The sequence below is a fragment of the Phenylobacterium sp. genome (genome assembly GCF_025934275.1).
Classification (GTDB): Bacteria; Pseudomonadota; Alphaproteobacteria; order Caulobacterales; family Caulobacteraceae; genus Phenylobacterium.
In genome coordinates this window covers 18,210-42,438 of record NZ_JAICYI010000011.1, presented here as the reverse complement: position 1 = coordinate 42,438, position 24,229 = coordinate 18,210, and the positions used below count along the sequence as shown (strand labels likewise).

Here is a 24,229-nt window from a genome sequence, read left to right as displayed (position 1 = left end):
AGAAGGGGTGCTGCGCATCTGTCCTGCCGCCCCGGGCTATTCGGGCGGCGTCCCGAACAAACCCTGGCTTTTCGAACAGCGTTCACCTTTTCTGGACCGGCTATGGTTTACGCTGGTCCAATCTCCCAACGGACGGCTCGGCCCGCATGAAGTTCCTCACGTTCCTGGTGAACCAACCCGACAACGTGCTGACGCGGGCGCTCGGCGACGCGAAGAAGCCGTTCATGGTCGCGGCCGTGTTCAGCTTCTTCACCAATGTGCTCTACATGGCGCTGCCGCTGTACACCTACCAGGTCTACGGCCGGGTGATGGTGAGCCAGAATCAGGCGACGCTGTGGATCCTGACAATCGTCACCCTGTTCGTCTTCATGATCTCCAGCACCATCGATGATTTCCGGGCGCGTATTCTGATCAATTACGGGGTGTTACTCGACCAGCGCGTCTCGGGCCGCGTCTTCTCAGGGTTGTTCGACGCCGCGGTGCGCGGCGACCCGAGCGCCCGCTCGCAGGCGCTCCGCGATCTGGACTCGTTTCGCCAGACCCTGACCGGGGTCGCCGCCGCAGCCTTCTTCGACCTGCCCTGGATGCCGGTCTTCCTGCTCGTCCTGTTCCTGATCAATCCTCTTCTGGGGTTCGCCTCGACGGCCGGAGCGCTCGCCCTGCTGGGGCTGGCGCTTGCCCAGGAACGGGCCATCCGACCGCCGGCCCGCGAGGCCAGCGACGCGGCGCTGAAGAGCTACGCGTTCACCGAAGCGGCGCTGCGCAACGGCGAGGTGGTCCGGGCGATGGGCATGCTGCCGACCCTCGGGGCGGCCTGGGCGCGCCACCGGCAGGTGACCATCGAACGCGGCGCCCACGCCTCTGAACGATCGAACACCTACACTGACATCATCAAGACCCTGCGGATGGGCATCCAGGTGCTGGTCATCGCCATCGGCGCGGCCCTGATCCTGGAGCACAAAATGGCCCAGGGCATGATCTTCGCGAACATGATCCTGGTGAGCCGCGCGCTGCAGCCTATCGAGCGCATCGTCAGCGCCTGGGAGCCGCTCAACAACATGGCGCGCTCGCACGCCCGGCTGATGGAGCTGCTGCAGAAGTCGGAGGCGCCGACGGCCGTCACCGCCCTGCCGCGCCCCACTGGCCGGCTCAGCGTCGAGGGGATCAATTTCGCTCCGCCGGGCGCCCAGAGGCTGATCCTCGCCAATCTGAATTTCCGCATCGAGCCGGGCGAGATGCTGGGCGTGATCGGCCCGTCCGGCGCGGGCAAGTCGACGCTCGCCCGCCTGCTGGTCGGCATCTGGCGGCCGATCAACGGCGCCGTGCGCCTGGATGGCGCGGACGTCTTCGCGTGGGACCGCGCCGATTTCGGCAAGTACGTCGGCTACCTGCCGCAGGACACGGAGCTGTTCGCCGGGACGGTGCGGGACAACATCGGCCGCTTCCGCGCCGACGTCACCGACGAGGAGGTGGTGCGCGCCGCGACGATGGCCGGCGTCCACGAACTTATCCTGCGCATGCCCAAGGGCTACGATACCGACGTCGGCGAGGGTGGTGTCGTACTGTCGGCCGGGCAGCGGCAGCGCATCGGCCTGGCGCGCGCCATGCTGGGCGAACCGGCGTACATCGTGCTCGACGAGCCGAACGCCAGCCTCGATGCGGAGGGCGAGGACGCCCTTCTGAAGGCGATCGAGGCCATGAAGGGCAAGGGCGCGACGGTCGTCGTGATCTCACACAAGCCGGGGATCTTCCGCTCGGCCGACAAGCTGCTGGTCCTGCGCGAAGGGCGCATCGACCTGTTCGGTCCGAGGGACCAGGTGATGGCCCGGCTGATGAAACCGGCGGACAAGCCCGCCGACGTGCGCGCGATCGAGGGCGGCCGATGAAACTGGAACTGGGACCCGTCCGCTCGAGCTACGTCACGCCGGCCTTCGGGCGGGACGATCAGCTTCCGGTCGATCCGCGGCTGCAGCAGAGGCTGCGCCGTCCGATGATCCTCGGCGGCGCGGTGATCGGGGTCTTTGTGGTCGGGCTGGGCCTATGGGCCTCGCTGACGCCGCTCGCCTCGGGCGTCACCGCGCCCGGCCAGGTGACGGTTGAAGCGAACCGCAAGACGATCCGCCACAAGGACGTGGGCACGGTGCGGCAGATCCTGGTGAAGGAGGGCGAGCTCGTTCACACCGGCCAGCCCCTCATCACCTTCGACGACACCGAAGCCAAGGCCGCCTACGACGTCTACCAGAACCAAGTCGACTCCTTGATCGCCCAGACCGCCCGGCTGACGGCGGAGGCCACCAACCAGCCGGCGGTGAAATTTCCGGCGGATCTCACCGCCCGCACCGCCGATCCGCGGGTCGCGGCGCTGATTCGCGACCAGGAATTCCTGTTCACCACGAAGATGCAGTTGTTCCAGAGCCAGTCCTCGGTCCTGCAGCAGCGGCTAGACCAGATACAGAACCAGATCGTCGGCGACCAGGCGCAGGTCGACTCGGTGAACGAGCAGCGCCAGCTCACCGAAGAAGAGATGAGCGGCTACGAGACCCTGTACGAGAAGGGCTATGCGCCGAAGACCTTGATTCTGCGCTACAAGCGCCAGGTTTCCGACCTGGTCGGCAAGAAGGGCCAACTGGCCGCCGACATCGCGCGCCTGCACCAACAGCAGGGGGAGACGCGCATGCAGCTCGTCTCCCTGCGCGACCAGCGCGAGAGCCAGGCCGCCGATGAGTTGCGCGACGCGCAGAGCAAGCTTTCCGAGGCGGAGCCCAAGCTCACCGCGACCAAGGAAACCTACGACGAGAGCGTCGTGCGGGCGCCGGTGGACGGCTACATCTTCAATCTCACGCAGTTCACGCAGGGCGGCGTCGCGGGCGGCTCCGAACCCTTGATGGACATCGTGCCGTCGAACTCGCCCTTGATGGTCACCACCATGGTGAATCCGGTGGACATCTCGCAGGTGCACGTCGGCATGGACGCCCAGGTGCGGCTCATCGGTCCCAACCCGCGCTGGAACAGTCCGTTGCCGGCCAAGGTGGTCGTCGTCTCGGCCGATCGGCTGACCAACGAGAAGTCCGGCCAGTCCTTCTACCGCGTCGACCTGCGCATCGATCCGAAGGACCTGAAGAACCTGGAGCGGACGACGAAGGTGACGCCCGGCATGACCGCGACCGGCATGATCGTGACTGGCAAACGCACCATCATGGGCTTCCTGATTTCGCCTGTTACCGACACCCTGCATCACGCCTTCCGCGAACAGTAGTTGCGGCCCGGATACACTCGGTGGCGAGCCTGTTAGCCGCACCTTTTAGGTGTTGCGCGAATTGCATGGTTCCGATACGTCTCCACACGGGCTCGTTTAACCTTCGCTGCGGCGATCCCGTGGCGTTGGGGGAGATTGGACCGCTGGGACACTCCAACCCGCTTGGGGGTCAGGCGTGCCTGGGTCCGTGTGACACAGACTGGAGAGACTAATGGCGACTTTTGTTTTCGAGACGATGACCGCGGCTCAAGCGTCATCGTTCACGGCGAACGACACGATCGTTTTCCAAAACGCGGCGTCTTCGGGTGCGAAGATGTCGGTGGTCTACGAATTCACCACCACGCCGCCGAGCGCGACATCGAGCGGCGGGGTCAGCGTCACCGACGTGATCATCACCGACCTGTCGGACGGCGTCTCGCACACCTTCGGCACGGGCGTGCTGGGAACCCACAGCTTCCTGTTCCCGGATGCTTCGACCCTCTGGGTCGGCGGCACGGGGAACGACACCTTCGACGGTGACGTCAACGCGGCGAACACCTCGGATGGCCTGTTCGGGGGCGCCGGCAACGACAGCATCTTCGGCGGCGGCGGCGGCGACGTGCTGCAAGGCAATCAGGGAACCGACACCCTGGACGGCGGCGCCGGCGCCGACACCATCTTCGGCGGTCAGGACGGCGACGTCATCACGGGCACGGCCGGCGCCGACTTCGCCCAAGGCAACAAGGGCGACGACACCATCAACTATGGGAGCGATTCGACGGGCTCGACGCTGCTCGGCGGGCAGGGCGACGACATCATCACCGGCGGCACGGGCAACGACTTCATCAACGGCAATCTCGGCAATGATCTAATCCAGGTTGCGAGCGGCGGCACTGACACCATCTTCGGTGAGGACGGTGACGACTCGATCTTCGTGACGGCCAAGGTCGTCACGATCGATGCCGGCGCCGGTAACGACCTCATCTCTGTCGACGCGACCGATACGGGCACGGCGAGCGCGATCCTCGGCGGTGACGGCGACGACGAGATCGATGTCGCCGCGGTGAAGATTTCGATCGACGCCGGTGCGGGCAACGACTCGATCGATGTCTCCATCAGCGTCTCAGGCACCGTGAGCGGCGGCGCCGGAGTCGACGACATCACCGTCGGCGGCGCCGGCAACGACGTGATCAACGGCAACGCCGGCAACGACACGATCGATGTCAATGGCACGAGCGGCCACGTTACGGTGCTCGGCGGCCAGGGCGATGACGTGATCGACGCCACCTCGGCGACGGGGACCGGCGACCTGCTCGACGGCAACCTCGGCAACGACGACATCACCGGTACGGCGCAAGCCGACACGCTGAAGGGCGAGGATGGCAGCGACACGCTGTTCGCCAGCGCCGGCAACGACCTGGTGGACGGCGGCGCCGGCAACGACTCGATCGTCGGCGGCACCGGCAGCGACACCCTGACGGGCGGCGGCGGCAACGACACCTTCGGGTTCAATCCGACGGATTCGAACCCGCTCGGGGCCGTCGGCACTCAGGATCGGATCGCCGATTGGGGCAGCCAGGACCACCTGCACGTCATCGGTGGCACCATCCCGGCGATCACGAACACCAACTACATTGAAGGCTCGGCCACGGATTATCCGAGCGCGGAAGCGCTCGCGGCCACCCGGTTCGGCCAAGGGTTCGATGCGGTTTCCGTCCAGGTCGGCAACGACGTGGTGGTGTTCCTCGATGTGGACAACGACCACGCGGTCACCTCGTCCGACATCGCGGTCGTGCTGATCAACAAGACGCTGGCCGACATCGACTTCAGCAACATCGTCTGAGTCGACCGCCAGCCAGGCATTCTGGGGCCGCCCCTCGGGGCGGCCCCTTTGTTTTGGGTTGAGCCGGCGCCCCTGCGCGGCTAGGCCGGGCGGCGATCATGTCGAACGCGGCGCTCTACCTTCACCCCAAGGGCTACGACACCTCGGGCCCGCAGCTCCTCGGCCGACTGGCCGCCGGTGAAAGCTTTCTGCGCGGCTTCCTCCGCCACGCTGATGTGGAGCGCTACTATTTCTGGAATTCCGGGGGCGCCCGACAGGAGGAGCTCGATGACCTGCTGGCGCGAATCCACGCGCCCGCGAAGCCGATCACCTGGATACGACAGGCCGACCGACGCTCGCTCTCGCAGGTGGGCGTGCTCAACATGCCGGTTCCAGGGGTAACCGCCGAGTCGTGGCACCGGCGTCCATTCGGCGCACGCGCCTACGCGATCTGCGGCATCACCCACACGACCGCGACCGATCGGGTCATGCAGACGATCGCCGAGCTGCTGATCGCTCCGGCCGAGGATTACGACGCGCTGATCTGCACGTCGACGGCGGTCCGCCACTCGGTCGAGACCCAGCTTACGGCCATGCGGGACTACCTTGCGGCCGAGTTCGGTCCGAGGCGCCGCGCGGAGCCGCAGCGGATCACCATTCCGCTTGGCGTGAACGCCGACGACTTCACCGGCGCGCCCGAACATCGCAGCGCCTGGCGCGCACGGCTCGATATCCCCGAGGATGCCGCAGTGGCTCTGTTCGTGGGGCGTTTCGACGTGCGGGGTAAGATGAATCCGGCGCTGATGGCGCTCGCCCTGGAGAGGGCCGCCGTCAGGACCGGCAAGCCGATCTATTGGGTGAACGCAGGCTGGGCCGGGAGCGCCAGGGCCGAAGAGGCCTACGAGTCAGGCTCCCGCGCGCTGTGCCCGTCCATCCACTATCGGCGCATCGATGGCAGACCGATCGACGTGCGGTTCTCGATCTGGTCGGTCGCGGACTTCTTCATCAGCTTCTCCGACAATATTCAGGAGACCTTCGGTCTGACGCCGGTTGAAGCCATGGCGGCGGGGCTGCCGTGCGTCGTGACCGACTGGGACGGCTACCGGGATACGGTGCGGCATGGGATCGACGGCTTCCGCGTCCGCACGGTCGCCCCGCCCCCAGGGCACGGCGCGGATCTCGCGCATTGGTTCTCCAATCAGTGGATCACCTATGACAATTACGTGGGCGCCACAGCCCAGTTCACTGCGCCGGACTATGCCGAAGCCGAGGAGGCGATCTCCGCCCTGGTGCTCGACCCCGAGCTTCGGCGGCGCATGGGCGCCGCGGCTCGGACCCGCGCCCGCGAAGTCTTCGATTGGGCGGCGATCATTCCCCAGTACCAGGCGCTGTGGACGGAGCAGAACGCCCGGCGCCTTGCCGCTCCACCGGCTCCGGCGGCGCGCGACAATCCGTTCCGCCCCGATCCCTTCACCCTGTTCCAGAGCTATCCCACCGAACACCTCTCGGTTCAGGCCGTGGTCGCGCTCGCCTCGGGAACGACCTGGGCCGCGGCGCGCGGCGTGCTCCAGCAGCCGCTGGCCGCCTACAGCGGATTCAACCGGCCGACGCTGCACGAGGTGGAGCTCGTCGTCGACTTCCTCGCGCGTCGAGGTTCAGCGATGGTGGCCGAGGTGCTGGAGATCATCCCGCCGGAGCGCCGTTCCTATGTGGAACGCGGCCTCCTCTGGCTGGCCCGGTATGGTGTCGTGACGATCGCACGCGCCGGCGCCAGGCCCTGAATGCAACCGGCCGGGCGGAGGACCCAGAGGTCCTCCGCCCGGCCAAAGCGACACAGCCATGGAGAGCTAGGCTGACGTGCAATTCTACCGCAAAGCCGGCTCGGACAAAAGCAAAACCCTGATCACCGTTGCTCAACTTGACTGACTTCATTGCCACGGGACGGTGAGGACGGATTCATGCACAACACGGCCACGCGGCCCCGGCCTCAGAGCGGGAGGCTGAACCGACGCTCCACTGGCGGCTGGCCGGGCCGCTCGATGCGCGCCACGGCGGCATAGGTTCCCTTCGCCCAGCCGGCGGGCGGCCGCTTGCGCCCCACGAACACCAACTGCTGATCCTTGTAGCTGGCGACGGGTTGGCGGGCTTGTGCCAGAACCCCGCCGTCAGGTCCGAAGAGCGTCAGGCTGATCGCGTCCCCGCCGTCCACTCCGATCGCGCGCACATAGGCGACGAGGGCCGGGGACCCGGGGCTGACCGCGCCGACGGCGGCCTCCTCCACGGCGCCCATGCTGACCGGACCCGGCGCAAACCCGGCATTGAGGATCGCGCCGGCCTTGTAGGCGAGCGCGTGCTCTGCGGCGGCGGTCCAGAGTGGCGCCTTCGCGCCGCAGCTTCCGGGCGGAGCGGCCGGCGCGAAGGGATCCACTACCTGACCCGCATGGCGCACCGTGATGTGCAGGTGTGGAAACTCGGTGTCGCCGGAGAGGCCGACCTTCCCGAGCGCCTGGCCGGCGATGACCATGTCGCCGACCTTCACCCGCAGGCTGCCGCGGGCCATGTGGCAATACTGGGTCTCCCAGCCGCCGCCGTGGTCGATCACGACGCCATTGCCGCACTCGATGTTGGCGATGTTCGGCGCGCCGGGCGCGCGGATCGAGATGTCGGGAACCCCGTCGCGCAGCCGCGCCACCCGCCCGGCCGCGGCGGCGAGGACATCGACGCCACGCCGCTGCTCGGCCATGTCCAGCAGGCGGATGTCGATCCCGTTGTGCCCCTGGTAGGTGCGGGTCCCGCAGTGGTAGTCGCGCGCGCCCGGCCCGGGGTCGCGATCGACGTAGTGCTGCACCTCGCAGTCGCGGCCGATCTGGCAGGCGAGCGGGAAGGCGAGCTTCGGCGGTGGGCCTTCGCCCCGCGCGGCGGGTGTGCAGAGCGCGACAGTGGCGAGTAGGGCGAGCGAGGCAGATCGCATGGCGGTCCTCCGGCGGCCACGACGCTGGCGCGGGGCCCGTGCGAAATTATGGCCCAGTGAAACTGATCCCGGTGAGGTCGCGCAGGCGCGCCTGGTCCCGGCGATAGACGCCGCGCAGAAACGCCTCGTCCTCGGCCGTGAGCTGGGACGGAAAGTCGATGTCTGCGCCGAGGTGAGCCTCCCTGGGCCGCGGGGGCGCTCCGGGCGGCAGATCGAGGAAGCGGCGGATGCGAGCCAGGGCCGCGGCGGGATCGGCCCGGAGATCCTCCGACGTGAGGATCAGCACCTGCGTCAAGGAAAACAGGCCATAGAGCCGCTCCGCCTGCTCCCCGTAGAACCCGCGCTCGACGTAGGAGAACTCGCGATGGTGGCCCCAGGGCTCGGCCTCGAACAGGCGTTGACGTCCCTCGCGGATACACCAGCCGAACGGCGCGCGCTCGACGCCGCGGGCGAATTCCATCCGCCAGTGCGACCAGGCGCGGGCCACCGGATCGCGCAGCAGAAGGATCAGCCGCATGGCCGGGTTGTAGGCCCTGATCCGTTCCAGGCTGTTCGGCCAATAGCTGTAGATCGGCGTCGCCTCGCCCCGAAGCCGTGGCGCGCCGGCCTCGAAGCCCCGGTGATAGCGGGCGTAGTCCGGTCGCGACCAATCCAGAGACTCGTCGTCGAAGAAGTGGGTCTCCTTCTCGCGGGAGAGGCTGACGCCAGGCTCCTCGGACAGATAGTCGTAGAGCGCCGTTGTGCCAGCCTTCTGCACGCCGACCACCAGGAAGTTGACCAGCGGAGCCTCGAGCATGGGGTCAGATGACCGAACCTGGAGCGTCCGACAAGAGACGCAAGGCGCGGCGCCGAAGTCGCTTCATCCCCCTTCCGGGACGCGATAAGAGGAGCGACGGCGGGCGGAGCCTCAGCGGGCGTTCAATGAAGACAGTCATCCTGGCCGGCGGGCTCGGCACACGGATTTCGGAAGAAAGCCACCTCAAACCCAAGCCGATGATCGAGATCGGCGGGCGGCCGATCCTTTGGCACATCATGAAGCTGTTCTCGCACGCCGGATTCGACGACTTCATCATCTGCCTTGGCTACCGGGGCTATGTCATCAAGGAGTACTTCGCCAACTACGTCCTGCACAACGCCGACCTGACGGTGGACCTGGGATCGGGGCGGCTCGAATACCATGCCACCAACCACGAGCCGTGGCGTGTCACCCTGGTCGACACCGGCGATGAGACCATGACCGGCGGTCGGCTCAAGCGGGTCGCCAAGTTCCTCGACCCGGACGAGCCCTTCTTCCTGACCTACGGCGACGGATTGTCCGACGTGGACCTCCAGGCGCTCGCCGCCTTCCACCGCTCGCATGGCAGGGAAGCCACTGTGACGGCCGTGGCGCCGCCGGGCCGCTATGGGGCGCTGGACGTCAAGGACCGCGTCGTGCAGCGGTTCACGGAGAAGCCGCCCGGCGACAATGCGCTGATCAACGGCGGCTTCTTCGTGCTGCAGCCGAAGGTGGTCGCGCGCATCGCCGGGGACGAAACGCCGTTCGAGCTCGCGCCCCTGGAGAGCCTCGCGCGCGACGGCGAGCTCATGGCCTTCCCGCACGAGGGCTTCTGGGCGGCGATGGACACGCTTCGCGACAAGAATCACCTCGAAGCCCTGTGGGCGTCCGGCGAAGCGCCGTGGCGGCGGTAGACCGCAGCTTCTGGCGCGGCAAGCGGGTCCTGCTCACCGGCCATACCGGATTCAAGGGCGGCTGGGCCGCGATCTGGCTCGCCGACGCCGGCGCGGAGGTCACCGGTCTGGCGCTCGCCCCGGACCAGACTCCAAGCCTGTTCGAGCTCGCTGGCGTCGCGAGCCTGGTGGATTCGCTCCTCGTCGACCTTCGCGACCGCGCCGCAGTCGAGGCGGCGTTGCAGGGGCGCGGTTTCGATCTCGTACTGCACCTGGCGGCTCAGCCGATCGTGCGCGCCGCCGTCGAGGATCCGATCGGAACCTTCGCGTCGAACGTCATGGGAACCGCTCATCTGCTGCAGGCGTTGCGCGCGCAGAACGCCCTCAGGGCGGCGCTCGTGGTCACCTCCGACAAGGTCTACGCCAACGCCGGCGAGGACCGCGCCTTCGCCGAGACCGATCCGCTGGGCGGTAAAGATCCCTATTCGGCGTCGAAGGCGGCGACCGAGATCGTCGTGCAGAGCTTCGCCCAGAGCTACTTCGAGCCGGTCGGCGTGCGCCTCGCCACCGCCCGCGGCGGCAATGTGATCGGCGGCGGCGACTTCGCGCGCGACCGGATCGTGGCTGACGTCGTCAGGGCCGCGCGCGCCGGCGAGGCGGTCCGGCTGCGCCACCCGGGGGCCACCCGGCCCTGGCAACATGTGCTCGACTGCCTGGCCGGCTACTTCGCCCATCTGCAGGCGCTGGCCACCGACGCGCGCACGCCGCGTGCGCTCAATTTCGGACCGCGTTCAGGCGGCCGGCCGGTGTCGGTGGGCGAGCTCGCGACCCGTGCCGTGGAGGCGCTCGGCGGCCAGCCCTGGCGACATGAGGCGGATCCGGGCTCCTTGGAGGCGACGTCGCTGGCCATAGACCCCAGCCTGGCCAAGGAGGCCCTGGGTTTCGAGGCTCGGCTCGACGTCCATGCGGCGGTCGCCCTGACCACGGACTGGTACCGCCGCGAAGCGGCGGGGGAGCGCGCGCTCGCCCTGTGTCGCGAGCAGATCGAGGGCTACGAGGCCGGCCGATGACCGAGGCTCCGCTCTGCCGCTTCTGCCGCGCCCCCCTGACGCACACCTTCCTCGACCTCGGCCGTCAGCCGCTGGCCAACAGCTATCTCACCGCCGATGAGCTCGCCTCCGGACGCGAGCAGAGCTATCCGCTGCACGTGCGCGTCTGCGACCGCTGCTTCCTGGTGCAGGCGGACGACGCAGTTCCCCCGCAGGCGATCTTCGACGCGGGCTACGCGTACTTCTCGTCGCACGCGTCGAGCTGGGTGGAGCATGCCCGGCGCTATGCGCAGGCGATGATCACGCGCTTCGGGCTTGGTCCGGACTCGCTGGTCGTCGAAGTCGCCAGCAATGACGGCTACCTGTTGCAGCACTTCGCGGCCACAGACATCCCTGTGCTCGGGATCGAGCCTGCGGCGAACACCGCCGAGGCCGCGCGCGCCCGCGGCGTGCCGACCGAAGTCATGTTCTTCAACGACAGGAGCGGCTGCGAGCTTGCGGCCCGCGGCGTCCGCGCCGATCTCATGGCGGCCAACAACGTGCTCGCCCACGTGCCGGACATCGCCGACTTCGTGGCGGGTTTCCGGCACGTGCTGAAGGACGAGGGCGTGCTCACCTTCGAGTTCCCGCACCTCTTGAACCTGATCGAGAAGGTGCAGTTCGACACCATCTACCACGAACATTTTTCGTATCTGTCACTGCTTGTCGGCGAGCAGGTGCTGCGGGCGAACGGCTTGCGCCCCTTCGACGTGGAGCGGCTCGCGACGCACGGGGGCTCGCTTCGGCTCTTCGTCTGCCACATGGGCTCCGGGCGTGCGGAGACCGACGCCCTTCGGCGCCTGCGCGCCGACGAGGCGGCCGCCGGGCTCGATCGGATCGCAACCTACCGGGGCTTCACGCCGCGGGTGGAGGCGGTGCGCGAGGACTTCCGCGCCTTCCTGGCGACCGCGAGGGGCGAGGGCCGGTGCGTAGCGGCCTATGGGGCTGCGGCAAAGGGGAACACCTTCCTGAATTACTGCGGGACCACCAGCGCAGACGTGGTCTGCGCCTTCGACGTAAGTCCGGCCAAGCAGGACCGCTTCCTGCCGGGAAGCCATATCCCGGTCCGCAGTCCCCGCGCCCTGCGCGAGGTCCGGCCGGACTACCTCCTGATCCTCCCCTGGAACCTGCAGGAGGAGATCGTCGGCCAGCACGCCCACATCCGGGAGTGGGGCGGCCGCTTCGTCATGGCCTCACCACAGGTGCGGGTGCTGTCCTGATGCGGTTCGCCGAGGCCGAGATCGAAGGCGTGGTGGTGATCGAGATAGAGCCGCGTTTCGACGCGCGCGGCGCGTTTGAGCGGCTGCATTGTCCGGACGAATTCGCCGCCGCCGGCTGCCCCTTCGAGCCCGTCCAGACGAGCCTCTCGCGCAACCCGCGCGCGCTGACCCTGCGCGGCATGCATTACCAGGAACGTCCGCACGGCGAGACCAAGCTCGTGCGTTGCGTCCGGGGCCGCATTTTCGACGTCGCGCTGGACCTGCGGCCGGAGAGCCCGACCTACCGCCTCTGGAGCGCCGCCGAGCTTTCGGCGTCGAACGCCCGCGCCCTGCTGATTCCGGAGGGCGTGGCCCACGGATTCCTCACGCTCGAACCGGATTCCGACGTGCTCTATCAGATCGCGCCAAGGTTCGAGCCCGGGCACGAAGCCGGCGTTCGGTGGGACGATCCGGCCTTCGCCATAGGTTGGCCGACCGAACCGGAGGTCATCTCCGAGCGCGACGCGGGCTACCCAAATCACCAAGGCTGAGGCCCGCCGCGCGATCTGTTAGAGAGGCCCGCTGCATGAGGACAGGCAGGTTATGACTGACGACAGGGCGCTCGTGGCGCTCGCCCGCATCGCGTCGAACGGAGAATGGCGCAAGGCCTTCATCCGGCAGCTGGTCGCGTTCGAGGCGGAGATCGAAGCCCCAGGCGTCGACGTGCGCGAGGAGATCACCGGGCCGCTCGTCGACGCGCTCTTCGATGACGACCAGGTGGTGCGCAAGGCGCTGTCCAACGGCGTCGCCTTCGAGTTCCTCTATCGCTCCAAGATCGCCCGCGACTTCGTCATGTCGGTCCCCGAGACGCCGGATCATGCCTGGGAGCCGCAGACCAGCCGTCTCCTGGTCAAGCTCGCCCGGCGCGCGCAGCAGGTGGTGATCGGCGGCGCCTACTTCGGGGACCACGCCATCCTGATCGCGCGCGAGATCGCCGCGCGAGGCGGGATGGTGCACGCATTCGAGCCGAATCCCCAGCAACGGGCCATGCTGCAGCGGAACGCCGAGATCAACGGACTCACCAACATCCGCGCGCGGCCCGAGGGCCTATGGTCGGATTCAGGCGCCAGCCTCAAGCTCGTGGGCTACGACAGCTTCGCCACGGCCGAGCCGGCCGCGAACGAGGAGGAAGCCTTCACGACGGTGACCATCGCCGACTATCTGGCTGCGGCGGGCGTCGATCGGCTGGACCTCATTGTCGTCGACATCGAAGGCGCCGAGCTGGGCGCGCTCACCGGAGCTGAGCCGTTCCTTGCCAGGCCGACGGGCGATGCGCCCGACATCCTCTTCGAGGTGCATCGGAACTACGTCGACTGGTCGAACGGGCTGGGGAACACCCAGATCGTTAAGCTGCTGACCGCGCACGGCTACACCGTCTTCGCCCTGCGCGACTTCAATTCGAACTACGATCTCGCCGGCAAGCCGATCGAGCTGATCCCGGTCGACGCCGTCCATCTCGAGGGGCCGCCTCACGGCTTCAACATGGTGGCGGTGAAGGATGCCGGGATGTTCCAGGGCCCGGACTACGCGATCGTGCGCGGCGTCTCGCCCAAGTACCTGCGCCACAGGGACCCGAAGCTGCACCATCCGGTCGGGGGGCTCTGAGCGACATTGCAGAGGCGGGCCACCATCGTCGGCGCGTCGGGGTTCGTCGGCCGGCGGCTGCGGGCGCGGCTGGAGGCGAACGCCTGGGATGTCTACGCCCCGGCGAAGCATGAGCTGGAGCTCCTGGAGCGCGACCTGGGCGTGGTGTTCTATTGCGCCGGGCTCACCGCCGACTACGACCGCCGGCCGTTCGAGACGGTCGAGGCGCACGTCACCCTCGTAAGCCGACTATTGGAAGCCGGCCGCTTCGATAAGATCCTCTATCTGTCCTCGACGCGACTCTACGACGGCCTGCCAAACGCGGACGCCTCGGAGGCCGAACCTCTGCTGCTCGACCCAACGGACCCGCGCAGGCTTTACGATCTCTCCAAGGCGCTCGGCGAAAATCTCGTCATGACCCGCGCCGGAGGGCGGGGCGCGGTCGCGCGACTGGCCAACGTCTACGACTGGGAGCCGGGCGCGCCGGGCTTCCTGTCCCAATGGCTGATCCGGGCGGCGAGCGAGCGGGCGATCACGCTGCAATCGAGCCCGCACATGGCCCGCGACTACATCCACCTGGACGACGTCACAGACGCTCTCATCGCAATCGCGGATGTGCCGGAGAGCGCCATCTACAACGTGGCCAGCGGGGAGCTCGCCATCAATCGCGAGATCGCCCAGGTGTTCGAGGCATGCGGCTGGCGCGTGAGTTTTGCGGACGATGCGGCGCCGCCCACGCCGCCCAATCTCGCGGTGGCTCGGCTCCGGGCGCTTGGCGTCAACCCCCGCCCGGTGAAGGATAGGGTCCGCGCCTATCTGGAGGGCCTGAAGCGGTGAAGCTGCTCGACCATAGCCGCGAAAGCCTGGTGGCCTATACGACCGCCCAATGCGCCGCCGTCGTTCCCGATGGGCGAGAGGCCGCGTTCCGAGCCGCGGTGGAAGCGCATCTCGACGAAGCCTTGGAGCGGCTGCACCGCTGCATCAACGCCTGCGCGCCGTGGCGGCCCGACGAGTTCAACGTGCTGCAATCCTCCCAGCACTGCATCTATTTGTACTTCCTGGGCAACACCATCTGGAAGCGATCCGGCGACGCGGCGGCTGCGACACGCCTGTTCCTGATGAACAAGGCGCTGAACGGCATCGACCTGTTCTACGAAATCGCCATGCCCGAGGTGTTCTACATCGGCCACAGCGTCGGCATCGTCCTGGCCAAGGCGACCTACGGCAACCACCTCGTGCTCTACCAGAACTCCACGGTCGGTCGGCACAAGGACCAGATCCCGGTGATTGGCGAGCGTGTGGTGCTCTATCCGAATTCCGCCGTGATCGGGCGCTCGGTGGTGGACGACGACTGCGTGGTCAGCCAAGGCGTCAGCGTGATCAACAAGCGCACGCCGAAAGGCTCGATGGTTTTCTCAGGCGGTCCGGGCGACCTCGTCTTCCGGCCGCGGCCCGACGGCCTCCTCCAGGAATACTTCCGGCTCTAGGCGCGAACCTTGGCTTCGGAAGCGGGGACGTCCGCCACGGCCTTGGCCACCATGTCGTAGAAGTCGCGGGCGAACTCGGCGTCGCGGCCGAGCGGGCTTTCGCGCATGCGCTCGCGAAGCGAGTTTCTGAGGTCGCGCCGGCGTTCGCGGTCGCCGACGAGCCGCATGGCGATCTCGGCGTACTGATCGAGATCGGCGGCGCAGAGGTCGCCGAGGCCGATGTTCGACAGGATCGAATAGCTCAGGCGTTCGTAGAACGCCTCGCCCACCAGGCTCACCAGCGGAACCCCCATCCACAGCGATTCCGCGGTCGTCGTCCCGCCGGTGAGCGGGAAGGGGTCCAGGGTGATGTCGACCTCGTTGTAGTAGGGCATGTGCTGGCCCCGCACGGTGTGGAAGATCACCCGCTCCTCGGCGACGCCCTCGGCGGCGAACGCCGCCAGGATGTTCTGCCGGAAGCTCGGCGTTCCGCCCTCCGGCCGGATGAAGGCGAACCGGGAATCGGGCGTCGCGGCGACGATCCGCGCCCAGGTCCTGAGCACCTCGCGGCCGTATTTGTGCGGATTGTTGGCGGTGCCGAACGTGACGAACCCCTTGCGCTCCTCCGGCAGCGCGTCGGCCAGCGGGTGGTGGGCGGAGAACACCCGCCCGAGCGCCAGCCAGCTGTGCGGCATCATCAGCGGCTTCTCGATCAGCAGCTCCCCACGGCTGGGGGCGCTGAACGGATCGCAGACGAAGTAGTCGATGGTGGAAAGTCCCGCCGAATGCGGGTAGCCGAGCCAGCTCGCCTGGATGGGCGCAGGCCGCCAGGCCATGACCTCCAGCTTGTTCATGTGCGTCGAGCCGCCGAGCTCGATCAGCATGTCCAGCTGGTCGTCGGCGATCATCTGGGCGGCGTCCCGCGCGGCGATGTCGGGATTCCACCGGAACGCGGTCACCCGGCCGGCGATGTAGCGTTGCACGCGGTCTTCCTGGCCCTGGAAGTAGGAGTAGCAATAGACATCGAACCGCTCGCGATCGATGTGATCGAACAACGGCAGGGAGAAGTAGGCCACCGGATGCTGTCTGAGGTCGGAGGACATGAAGCCGAGGCGCATCTTGCCGTCCTTTGGACGCGGCGGCGGTCGCCGCAGCGGCTGCTCGGCCGCCACCGCCTCCGTGTTGCGCCCCCAGATGCGGTGCTGCTCGAGGAGTTCGCTCCGGTCCTCCGGCGTGCGCACCCGCGCCAGCTGTTTCAGGAGCGCGGTGTGGCGGCCGGATTCGGCCCATAGCCGTCCGACATCCCTGAACGATCCCAGCCGATCCAACTCGTCGAAGGCGCAGACCCGGATGAGCACTTCAGTCCCGATCTTCAGCGGGGCAGGCCCGGTCAGCGTCTCCTGCGCCAAGGTCGCCTTCAGGATCTGATACGCTTCCTCGATGTGGGCGCCCTCGTCGCCGCTGCGGGTGCGTTCCAGGCTTTCCACGAGCGCCATCCGGTGGAGGAGCTTGTGTGGGTCGAGTTCCACTGCGCGCCGCAAATGGATATTGCCGCGCTCGCGATCGTATTCCGTGATCACGCCGCCGAGCTGGTAGTGCAGCCAGGCGGCCGTTTCGAAACTCGGCCTTATCTCCTGCAGGTAGGCTTCCGCCTTCCGAAGCTCGCCGCGCCGGCGGAACAGCACCGCCTTGGCCTCATGCAGCCGGGCCTCCTGGGGCAGGGTTGCGATCGCCTTGTCGAGCGTCTCCTCGCACAGCTTGTCCCGGTGCAGGTCGTGCAGCGCGCCGGCGAGGTCGAGCCAGGCTTCGACGTAGTCCTTGCGCAGGGCGACCGCCTGGCGGAACCGCACGATGGCGGCCTCGCGTTTGCGCTGCCCGAGAAGGGCGCGTCCGATCTGACGCTGATGCTCGGGATTGCGCGGCTCCTGCCGCACGAGCCGGGTGAAGACGGCTTCGGCCTTCGCCGGCTCGCCCATGTCGAGATAGATGTTCCCGCGGTTGACGAGCGGCGCGAGCGGGCGAGGATCGAGCCGGCTGGCTTCGTCCAGCGCAGCCAGCGCTTCGTCGAAGCGGCGGAGCCGCCGCAGCAGCACGCCGCGTAGATTCCAGAGTTCGACGTCCTTCGGATGACGCGACACGGCCTTGGCCGACCAGTCGAGGCCCTTCTCCAGCTGGTTCGTGAGATAGAGCTGGTGGATCAGGACGCGATAGGCCTGCGCAGGTTGCTCGGGATCCGCGTCGATGGCCGCGATGATCTCGGCGATGGCCACCTCGCGCTGACCAGCCGCGAGGGCCGCGTTGGCCGCCACCAGGCGCTGGTTCATGCCCCGACCTTCTTCAGCCTTTCGCCCGCAGGCTCGCGAGGCAAGAGGCTTAAGGCGCGCGCGAGGTCCTGGCTAGAGACCGGCGCGCCGCATGGCGCGGGCGCGGCGACTGAACCGCCACTTGAGCGCCAGCACGGCGGCCGAGAGCAGCAGGCAGACGATGTTCGAGCCCGCGACCGCCCAGCTGCCGATCAGCACGCCATATCCCGTCCACAGGGAGAAGCCGGTCACGGTCACGATGTACATCCGCAAGGAGACCGAGGAGGCGTCTCGTTCCAGCCAGATCTTGCGGATTTGCGGCACGAAGCTGGTCATGGAGCACAGGGCGGCTCCGACGCCCACCGCGTTGGCCAGGAGGGGCAAGCTCAGCTTGCCCCCGGAATGCGGACCGCCGCGCGAAGACCGCCCGGCGCGCCGGGCGCGAGGGCGAGCTCGGCTCTGAGCTGCTTGCACAGCAGCTCGACGAGACCGATGCCGAAACCGGAGCGGCACGTCGCGAGGTCCGCGCCGACGCCGTCGTCAGAGATCGTCAGCGCAGCCCCGCCGTCGGTCTCCTGCAAGCTGATCTCGATCTGGCCCCCGCGTTCGGGGAAGGCGTGCCCGAGGGCGTTGTGCACCAGCTCCTCGACAATCAACCCAAGCGGCGCGGCCTGCGCGGGCGTCACCCGCACCGGATCGAGGTCGAGCTGCAGGCGCACGTCCGGGCGGCCGGCTCCGGCGGCGATCTCCCCGACCAGTTCGCGGAGCAGCGCCTGGGCGTCAAGCCGGCTCGGATCGGCGGGGTGCGGGAGGTGCTTCAGGGCGGCCGCCAGCGCCGCAACGCGGTCGGCCGCGCGGCGCAGCGCCTTGCGCGCCGGCCCCTCCGGCAAGCGGCGGGTCTGCATGAGCAGGATGGACCAGACGAGCTGCAGGTCGTTGCGGGCGCGGTGATCCACTTCGCGCAGGCGGGCCTCGGTCGCCGAAAGCGCATCCTCCAGCTCCGCAATCCGCGATCGGAGCTGGACTTCCACAGCCTCCGACGGGCCGGGGATTTCCATGACGTTGCGAAGCTCCCGTCTCCTAAGAGACCAACGGCGCCGGTTGGCGCAGGTTCCCGCCCCAGGAGAATGACGGCTTGACCCTGAAGCCGGCCGCCGCCTAAGCGCTCAGGGCATGAACATCCTGCTGGTCGGCTCCGGGGGCCGCGAGCACGCCCTCGCCTGGAAGATCGCCCAGTCGCCGCGGCTGACGCGGCTGGTCGCGGCGCCCGGCAATCCCGGCATGGCGAGGCTCTGCGAGGCCCGCGCGATCGGGGCGACGGACGTCCACGGGCTCGTGGGCCTGGCGCGGGAGATCGGCGCGGATCTGGCCGTGCTCGGCCCCGAGGTCTCGGTGGCGGCCGGTGCGGCCGATGGGCTCACGGCGGCAGGCGTGCCCTGCTTCGGGCCGACGGCGGCGGCCGGCCGGCTGGAGTCCTCCAAGGCTTTCACCAAGCGGTTCGCCGATCGCTACGGCCTGCCCACCGCGGCCTATCGGGTCTGCGAGACCGCAGAGGCGGCCAAGGCGGCCCTGGATCGCTTTTCACCGCCTTACGTGGTGAAAGCCGACGGCCTCGCCGCCGGAAAGGGCGTGGTGGTGGCGCCGAGCCGGGCGGAAGCCGAGGCGGCCGTCGATGATGCGCTCGGCGGCCGGTTCGGGGCGGCGGGCGCACGGGTCGTCATCGAGGAGTTCCTGGAGGGCGAGATCGGCTCGCTGTTCGCGCTCTGCGACGGCGAGACCTCGATGCTGTTCGGCTGGGCGCAGGACCACAAGCGCGCCTTCGACGGGGAGCAGGGGCCGAACACCGGCGGCATGGGCGTCTATTCCCCGGCCCCGGTGTTCACGCCCGAGCTCGTGGAGCAGGTCCGCACCCGGCTGGTCGAACCGGCCTTCGCCGGCATCGCGGCGGAGGGTGCGCCCTATCACGGCGTCCTGTTCGTCGAGCTCATGGCGACCCGGGCCGGACCGAAGCTCGTGGAGTTCAACGCCCGGTTCGGCGATCCCGAGTGCCAGGCGCTGATGCTGAGGCTGGAGAGCGACATCGTGCCCTACCTGCTCGCCTGCGCCTCCGGACGCCTCTGCGACCTGCCGTCGCCGGTGTGGAGCGACGCCGCGGCGATCTGCGTCGTCATGGCGGCGCGAGGCTATCCCGGCGCGCCGAAGGCCGGCGGCGCGATCGGCGGGGCGGAGGCCGACTTCGGCCCCGACATCGTGGTCTTCCAGGCCGGCACCCGGCGCGACGCCGACGGAAGCCTTCGTGCGGCCGGGGGTCGGGTGCTGAACGTCTGCGCCAGGGCGCCGACCCTGCAGGCGGCGCGTGATCGCGCCTACCGGGCCGTTTCGGCGATCGACTTCCCGGACGGCTTCTTCCGCTCGGATATCGGCTGGCGCGCGCTCCAGAGGGAGCCCGGCTGAGAGCCGCGCCTTGCGGGCCCGATGCGCGGCCCGGTAAAGTGGCTTCAAACAACTGTACGACAGAGGGCAGGAGCGCCATGTCCGAGACCACCGAACTCACTGCGGAACGGGCGCGGGAACAGGCGAACACCGGGACCGATCTGGTGCCCGAGGCGCAGCGCTTCGACGAAGCGTCGCTCGACCGGTGGATGATGGCCAATGTGGCGGGCTACGAGGGCCCGCTCGAAGTGCGGAAGTTCAAGGGCGGGCAATCCAATCCGACCTACCAGCTGATCACGCCGGCCAAGAAGTACGTGCTGAGGCGCAAGCCGCCGGGCAAGCTGCTGCCTTCGGCGCACGCGGTCGACCGCGAATACCGCGTGATCACCGCCCTCCATCCGACCGGCTTTCCGGTAGCCAAGACCTATGGGCTGTGCACCGACGATGGCGTGATCGGCACCTGGTTCTACATCATGGAGATGGTGGAAGGCCGGATCCTCTGGGACCAGAGCCTTCCGCAGTACGAGCCGGCCGAGCGCAACGGAATCTTCCGCGCCAAGATCAAGACGCTCGCCGACCTGCACAACACCGATTACGTGAAGATCGGCCTGGAGGATTTCGGTAAGCCCGGCAATTACATGGGCCGTCAGGTCGACCGCTGGACCAAGCAGTACAAAGCCTCGGAGACCGAGCACATCCCGGAGATGGAGAAGCTCATCGAGTGGCTGCCGAAGACCTTGCCGCCGCAGGAGCGCACCTCCATCGTCCACGGCGACTATCGGCTGGACAACATGGTCATCCATCCGACCGAGGCCCGGGTCATCGCCGTCCTGGATTGGGAGCTCTCGACGCTCGGCGATCCGCTCGCCGACTTCACCTACATGCTGATGAACTGGGTGAACGGTGCGATTTCGCACATCCCCGACCTCGCGGCGCACGGGATTCCGACGCTGGATGAGACGGTCGCGTACTATTGCGAACTGACGGGCCGCTCGAGCGTGCCGGACCTCAACTGGTTCTATTCCTACAACACCTTCCGACTGGCAGGCATCCTGCAGGGGATCGTGGGTCGCGTGCGTGACGGCACCGCCAACAGCCCGCATGCCGCCCAGCAGGCGGATCGGGTGATCGGTCTCGCCCAGGCCAGCTGGCGCTTCGCGCAGAAGGCCGGCGCGCTCGGCTAGCCTAAAGCCCGGCCCGACTCAGGAGAGCGTCCAGCCCGGCCGGGTCGTCGAAGCGGGCCCGCACCGGCCAAGCCGCGATGCGCGTGCGCCAGGATTTCGGCAGGCGGACCCAGTCCTTCTCGGTGGTGATCAGGCCGGCGCCGAACTGCGCGGCGCGCTCGGCCAGGCGCTGCAGGGCGGCTTCGCCGTAGGCAAAGTGGTCCGGAAGCGGGGCGAAGTCGACGAGATCGCACCCAGCAGTCCGCAGCGCCCGCTCCACCTTCCACGGCTTGCCGACCCCGGCGAAGCCCAGCTGAGGGCCGCGCGGCGGGGCCGCCGCCGCCTCCAGGTGGGCGATGATCACGGGCTTGTCTCCGAGCTGCGCAATCAGCTCAGGATCCGGCGCGGGCAGGTCGGCCGGCAGCAGGACGATCACCGCCTGGGCGCGCGCCAGACCTGCGGCCAGCGGCTCGCGCATCGGCCCGGCCGGAAACACCCGCCCGTCGCCGAAAGGCCACTCGCCGCCGCGGGTTTCGCCGTCCACCACGACCAGCGAGAGCGTCTTGGCGACAGACGGGTTCTGATGCCCGTCGTCAAGCACGACGACCTCCGCGCCGCCAGCGGCTGCGGCCCTCGCGCCCGCGGCGCGATCGCGGGACACCCAGACCGGCAGGTCCTCGGCCAGCATCAGCGGCTCGTCGCCTACCTCATCGCTCGTGTGGCGCTGCGGATCCACCCGTACCGGGCCCTTCAGGCGTCCGCCATAGCCGCGCGAGACGAGGTACGCGACGCGGCCGCGCGCGGCCAGCCTGTGGGCGATCTCACGCGCCACCGGCGTCTTGCCGGCGCCGCCCAGGGTGAGATTGCCGACGCAGATCACCGGCACGCCGGGATCGAGCGGATGCGCCCGGGCGATCCTTCGCGCCGTGGCCGCCGCCCAGATCAGGGAAAGCGGCGTCATGAGCGCCCGCGTGCGCGGCGCCGTCGGCTTTCGTTCGTACCACCACTGCGGAGTCGCCAGCTTCATGCCGGCAGCAGCGGTTCGAGCTGGACGAGCGCGCGCTCCAGCGCCGCGCCGTGGCGCTCGGCGTAATCCAGCGCGGCCTCCCCCATCCGCCGCGCGATGGCCGGATAGGCGAGCAGGCCCGCGACGTGCCGGGTCAGCGCCGCCTCGTCCCGCGCCTCGACCGCGGCGGCTTCGGCCAGCATCTCGTCGTAGATGGCGCGGGCGTTGAACACGTGCGTTCCGGTGATGATCGGCTTGCCGAGCCGCGCCGCCTCCACCGGATTGTGGCCGCCGACGCCTCCGACGAAGCCGCCGCCCATCACCACCACGTCGGCGAGCCGCAGGAAGAGGCCGAGCTCGCCCAGCGTGTCGGCGAGATAGACCGAGGTCGTCGCGCTCAGGAGTTCGCCCGCGCTGCGGCGGGAGACCGCGGCGCCCGCGGCCGCAAGCTCGGCTGCGATCTCCGGGGCGCGCTCCGGATGCCGCGGCGCGAGGATCACGAGCGCGCCCGCCGCACGGACGGCCTTGGCCACCAGCAGATCTTCGCCGGGGTGGGTACTGGCGGCCAGCACCAACTTGCGGCCGTCGATCCTCCGCCGCAGGGCTTCGAGCTCGGCGGGGTCCGCCGGCGGGGCCTCGCCGAGCAGCTTGAGGTTCAACAATGGCCCCACGCGCGCGCCCAACTCCGCCAGTCGTCCGCCGCTCGCGGAGTCCTGCGGCAGGACCAGATCGAACGCCTGCAGCAAGGCCCTGATGGAGGCCGGCGCCCGCGCCCAGCCGGCGGCGCTGTCCTGGCGCATGCGTGCGGAAACCAGCGCCAGCCGCGCCCCCTTCCGTTGCGCCGTCAGGATCAGGTTCGGCCAGAGCTCGGCCTCGGCCAGGATCGCCAGGCCTGGCCGCCAGTGGGCGAGGAAGCGCCCCGCTGCAGCCGGGGTGTCGATCGGCACGAACTGATGGATCACCCCATCCGGCAAGCGCCTTGCCAACACCTCGGCGCTGGTGGTGGTGAGCGAGGTCACCAGCAGGACGAGGTCGGGCCGTCGGGCCCGCAGCGCCTCGATCAGCGGCAGGAGGGATAGGCTTTCACCCACGCTGACGGCGTGGAGCCAGACCAGCGGCCCGGTCGGTCGTGTTCGACTGGCGCGGCCCAGCCGCTCGCCAAGCCGCGCGGCGTCCTCCTTGCCGCGCACCGCCCGACGACGCAGGAGCGCCGCGGCGAGGGGCTCCAGGAGGATCGTGGCCGCGCCGTAGAGGGCTAGCGGCAGGGGACGGATCACACGACCTCGGCGGCGGCGAGCCGGCAAGCCATCGCCGCGTCGGTCTCCACCTGCAGGGTCGCGTGCCCGATCTTGAAGCGGCGCGCCAGCTCTTCACAGGCGGCGTGCAGGAAGGCGTCGCCGTCTTCGTTGGCGGGGCGGATCAGGTGAGCGGTCAAGGCCGTCTCGGTGGTGCTCATCGCCCAGATGTGCAGGTCATGGACCTCTTCGACGCCGGGCTGAGCCTCCAGCCAGCCGCGCACGGCCGCCACGTCGATCTCGCGCGGCGCGGCGTCCATGGCGAGATTGAAGGAGTCGCGCAGCAGGCTCCAGGTGCCGACGACGATCACCACTGCGATGGCCAGGCTGAGGGCCGGGTCGATCCGATCGAAGCCGGTCACCGCGATGAGGCCTGCGCCCACCACGACCGCGAAGGACACCGCGGCGTCGCCCGACATGTGCAGGAAGGCGCCTCGGGCGTTCAGCTCGTGGCGGCCGCGGAAGAACAGCAAGGCGCTCGCCGTGTTGATCACCGCGCCGGCTCCGGCTGTCCACATCACGATGACGCTGGAGATCGGCTGCGGATGTGCGAAGCGGCGAACGGATTCGGAGGCGATCGCTCCGATGGCCACCAGTAGAACGACGGCGTTGGCGAGCGAGGCGAGGATGGTGGCCTTGCGCAGACCATAGGTGTGCCGCCCCGCCGGCGCTCGCTTGGCCAGCACCGACGCACCCCACGCCAAGACCAGCGCCAGCACGTCGGAGAGGTTGTGCCCCGCATCCGCCAGCAGGGCGAGCGACGACGACAGGAGGCCGGCCACCAGTTCCGCCAGCACGATCATCGTATTCAGGGCGATGCCGATGGCGAAGGCGCGGCCCATGTCCGCCGTCGCATGATGATGATGGTGATGGCCGTCATGGCCATGATCGCCATGGGCGTGGGGCTCGTGTGCGGTCGCCGCGTCGGCCATCGGG

At 68.7% G+C, this 24,229-nt stretch carries 21 protein-coding genes; 13 read left to right on the top strand and 8 right to left on the bottom strand.

Annotated features, from left to right (window positions below; translation table 11 throughout):
* The first annotated feature begins 146 nt into the window (after positions 1-146).
* The 4 genes from Q0W60_RS04620 to Q0W60_RS04605 all read left to right on the top strand — a co-directional run bounded on the left by Q0W60_RS04620 (position 147) and on the right by Q0W60_RS04605 (position 6,838).
* Entirely contained in the window at positions 147-1,886 is a 1,740-nt protein-coding gene (locus Q0W60_RS04620; protein ID WP_297693026.1) for a type I secretion system permease/ATPase, read from the top strand.
* Positions 1,883-3,256: an HlyD family type I secretion periplasmic adaptor subunit gene (locus Q0W60_RS04615; protein ID WP_297693024.1), complete on the top strand. Its 1,374-nt coding sequence runs from the start codon at positions 1,883-1,885 to the stop codon at positions 3,254-3,256. Before Q0W60_RS04620 ends, Q0W60_RS04615 begins: the two co-directional genes overlap by 4 nt.
* Positions 3,257-3,467: 211 nt before the next feature.
* Positions 3,468-5,078: a calcium-binding protein gene (locus Q0W60_RS04610; protein WP_297693021.1), complete on the top strand. Its 1,611-nt coding sequence runs from the start codon at positions 3,468-3,470 to the stop codon at positions 5,076-5,078.
* 98 nt (positions 5,079-5,176) lie between these two features.
* On the top strand, positions 5,177-6,838 hold the full coding sequence (locus Q0W60_RS04605; protein WP_297693019.1) for a glycosyltransferase family 4 protein: 1,662 nt from the start codon (positions 5,177-5,179) through the stop codon (positions 6,836-6,838).
* A 206-nt stretch (positions 6,839-7,044) separates the two neighbouring features.
* Here the strand turns inward: Q0W60_RS04605 and Q0W60_RS04600 are convergent, their stop codons facing one another.
* Both Q0W60_RS04600 and Q0W60_RS04595 read right to left on the bottom strand, forming a co-directional pair.
* Positions 7,045-8,028 carry a M23 family metallopeptidase gene (locus Q0W60_RS04600; protein WP_297693017.1) on the bottom strand — a complete coding sequence of 328 codons (984 nt, stop codon included), beginning with the start codon at positions 8,026-8,028 and terminating at the stop codon, positions 7,045-7,047.
* Positions 8,029-8,074: 46 nt separating this feature from the next.
* Entirely contained in the window at positions 8,075-8,824 is a 750-nt protein-coding gene (locus Q0W60_RS04595; RefSeq protein ID WP_297693015.1) for a sulfotransferase domain-containing protein, read from the bottom strand.
* 125 nt (positions 8,825-8,949) lie between these two features.
* Between Q0W60_RS04595 and rfbF the strand changes: the two genes are divergently transcribed.
* From rfbF to Q0W60_RS04560, 7 genes are read left to right on the top strand one after another with little or no spacing between them, the layout of a single operon-like run.
* Entirely contained in the window at positions 8,950-9,717 is a 768-nt protein-coding gene (rfbF, locus tag Q0W60_RS04590) for a glucose-1-phosphate cytidylyltransferase (protein WP_297693013.1), read from the top strand.
* Positions 9,705-10,766, top strand: coding sequence for a CDP-glucose 4,6-dehydratase (rfbG, locus tag Q0W60_RS04585; protein ID WP_297693011.1), 1,062 nt, complete (start codon positions 9,705-9,707; stop codon positions 10,764-10,766). Before rfbF ends, rfbG begins: the two co-directional genes overlap by 13 nt.
* On the top strand, positions 10,763-12,004 hold the full coding sequence (locus Q0W60_RS04580) for a class I SAM-dependent methyltransferase (RefSeq protein ID WP_297693009.1): 1,242 nt from the start codon (positions 10,763-10,765) through the stop codon (positions 12,002-12,004). The genes rfbG and Q0W60_RS04580 overlap by 4 nt, the downstream gene beginning before the upstream one ends.
* Positions 12,004-12,534 (top strand): dTDP-4-dehydrorhamnose 3,5-epimerase family protein, encoded by a 531-nt coding sequence (locus Q0W60_RS04575; RefSeq protein WP_297693007.1) that lies wholly within the window; start codon positions 12,004-12,006, stop codon positions 12,532-12,534. The genes Q0W60_RS04580 and Q0W60_RS04575 overlap by 1 nt, the downstream gene beginning before the upstream one ends.
* Positions 12,535-12,586: 52 nt before the next feature.
* On the top strand, positions 12,587-13,648 hold the full coding sequence (locus tag Q0W60_RS04570; RefSeq protein WP_297693005.1) for an FkbM family methyltransferase: 1,062 nt from the start codon (positions 12,587-12,589) through the stop codon (positions 13,646-13,648).
* Positions 13,649-13,654: 6 nt separating this feature from the next.
* Complete coding sequence (locus tag Q0W60_RS04565; protein WP_297693003.1) at positions 13,655-14,464, top strand: NAD(P)-dependent oxidoreductase; 810 nt, start codon at positions 13,655-13,657, stop codon at positions 14,462-14,464.
* Positions 14,461-15,114, top strand: coding sequence for a hypothetical protein (locus Q0W60_RS04560; RefSeq protein ID WP_297693001.1), 654 nt, complete (start codon positions 14,461-14,463; stop codon positions 15,112-15,114). Before Q0W60_RS04565 ends, Q0W60_RS04560 begins: the two co-directional genes overlap by 4 nt.
* On the opposite strand, the gene Q0W60_RS04555 is transcribed toward Q0W60_RS04560, so the two are convergent.
* The 3 genes from Q0W60_RS04555 to Q0W60_RS04545 form a co-directional block, all read right to left on the bottom strand.
* A complete protein-coding gene (locus Q0W60_RS04555) occupies positions 15,111-17,417 on the bottom strand; it encodes a tetratricopeptide repeat protein (RefSeq protein ID WP_297692999.1) in 2,307 nt (768 codons plus the stop codon). The two genes, Q0W60_RS04560 and Q0W60_RS04555, sit on opposite strands and share 4 nt — an antisense overlap.
* Positions 17,418-17,489: 72 nt before the next feature.
* On the bottom strand, positions 17,490-17,786 hold the full coding sequence (locus Q0W60_RS04550; RefSeq protein WP_297693062.1) for a SemiSWEET family transporter: 297 nt from the start codon (positions 17,784-17,786) through the stop codon (positions 17,490-17,492).
* On the bottom strand, positions 17,783-18,454 hold the full coding sequence (locus Q0W60_RS04545; protein WP_297692997.1) for a sensor histidine kinase: 672 nt from the start codon (positions 18,452-18,454) through the stop codon (positions 17,783-17,785). The genes Q0W60_RS04550 and Q0W60_RS04545 overlap by 4 nt, the downstream gene beginning before the upstream one ends.
* A 115-nt stretch (positions 18,455-18,569) precedes the next feature.
* On the opposite strand from Q0W60_RS04545, the gene purD reads away from it, so the two are divergent.
* Entirely contained in the window at positions 18,570-19,850 is a 1,281-nt protein-coding gene (gene purD, locus Q0W60_RS04540; RefSeq protein WP_297692994.1) for a phosphoribosylamine--glycine ligase, read from the top strand.
* 77 nt (positions 19,851-19,927) lie between these two features.
* A complete protein-coding gene (locus Q0W60_RS04535; RefSeq protein WP_297692992.1) occupies positions 19,928-21,013 on the top strand; it encodes a phosphotransferase family protein in 1,086 nt (361 codons plus the stop codon).
* Position 21,014: 1 nt separating this feature from the next.
* Here the strand turns inward: Q0W60_RS04535 and lpxK are convergent, their stop codons facing one another.
* The 3 genes from lpxK to Q0W60_RS04520 are packed head-to-tail and all read right to left on the bottom strand — an operon-like array spanning position 21,015 to position 24,225.
* Entirely contained in the window at positions 21,015-22,019 is a 1,005-nt protein-coding gene (gene lpxK / locus Q0W60_RS04530; protein ID WP_297692990.1) for a tetraacyldisaccharide 4'-kinase, read from the bottom strand.
* Complete coding sequence (locus tag Q0W60_RS04525; protein ID WP_297692988.1) at positions 22,016-23,275, bottom strand: 3-deoxy-D-manno-octulosonic acid transferase; 1,260 nt, start codon at positions 23,273-23,275, stop codon at positions 22,016-22,018. The genes lpxK and Q0W60_RS04525 overlap by 4 nt, the downstream gene beginning before the upstream one ends.
* Positions 23,272-24,225: a cation diffusion facilitator family transporter gene (locus Q0W60_RS04520; RefSeq protein WP_297692986.1), complete on the bottom strand. Its 954-nt coding sequence runs from the start codon at positions 24,223-24,225 to the stop codon at positions 23,272-23,274. The genes Q0W60_RS04525 and Q0W60_RS04520 overlap by 4 nt, the downstream gene beginning before the upstream one ends.
* Between the last annotated feature and the right edge of the window lie 4 nt (positions 24,226-24,229).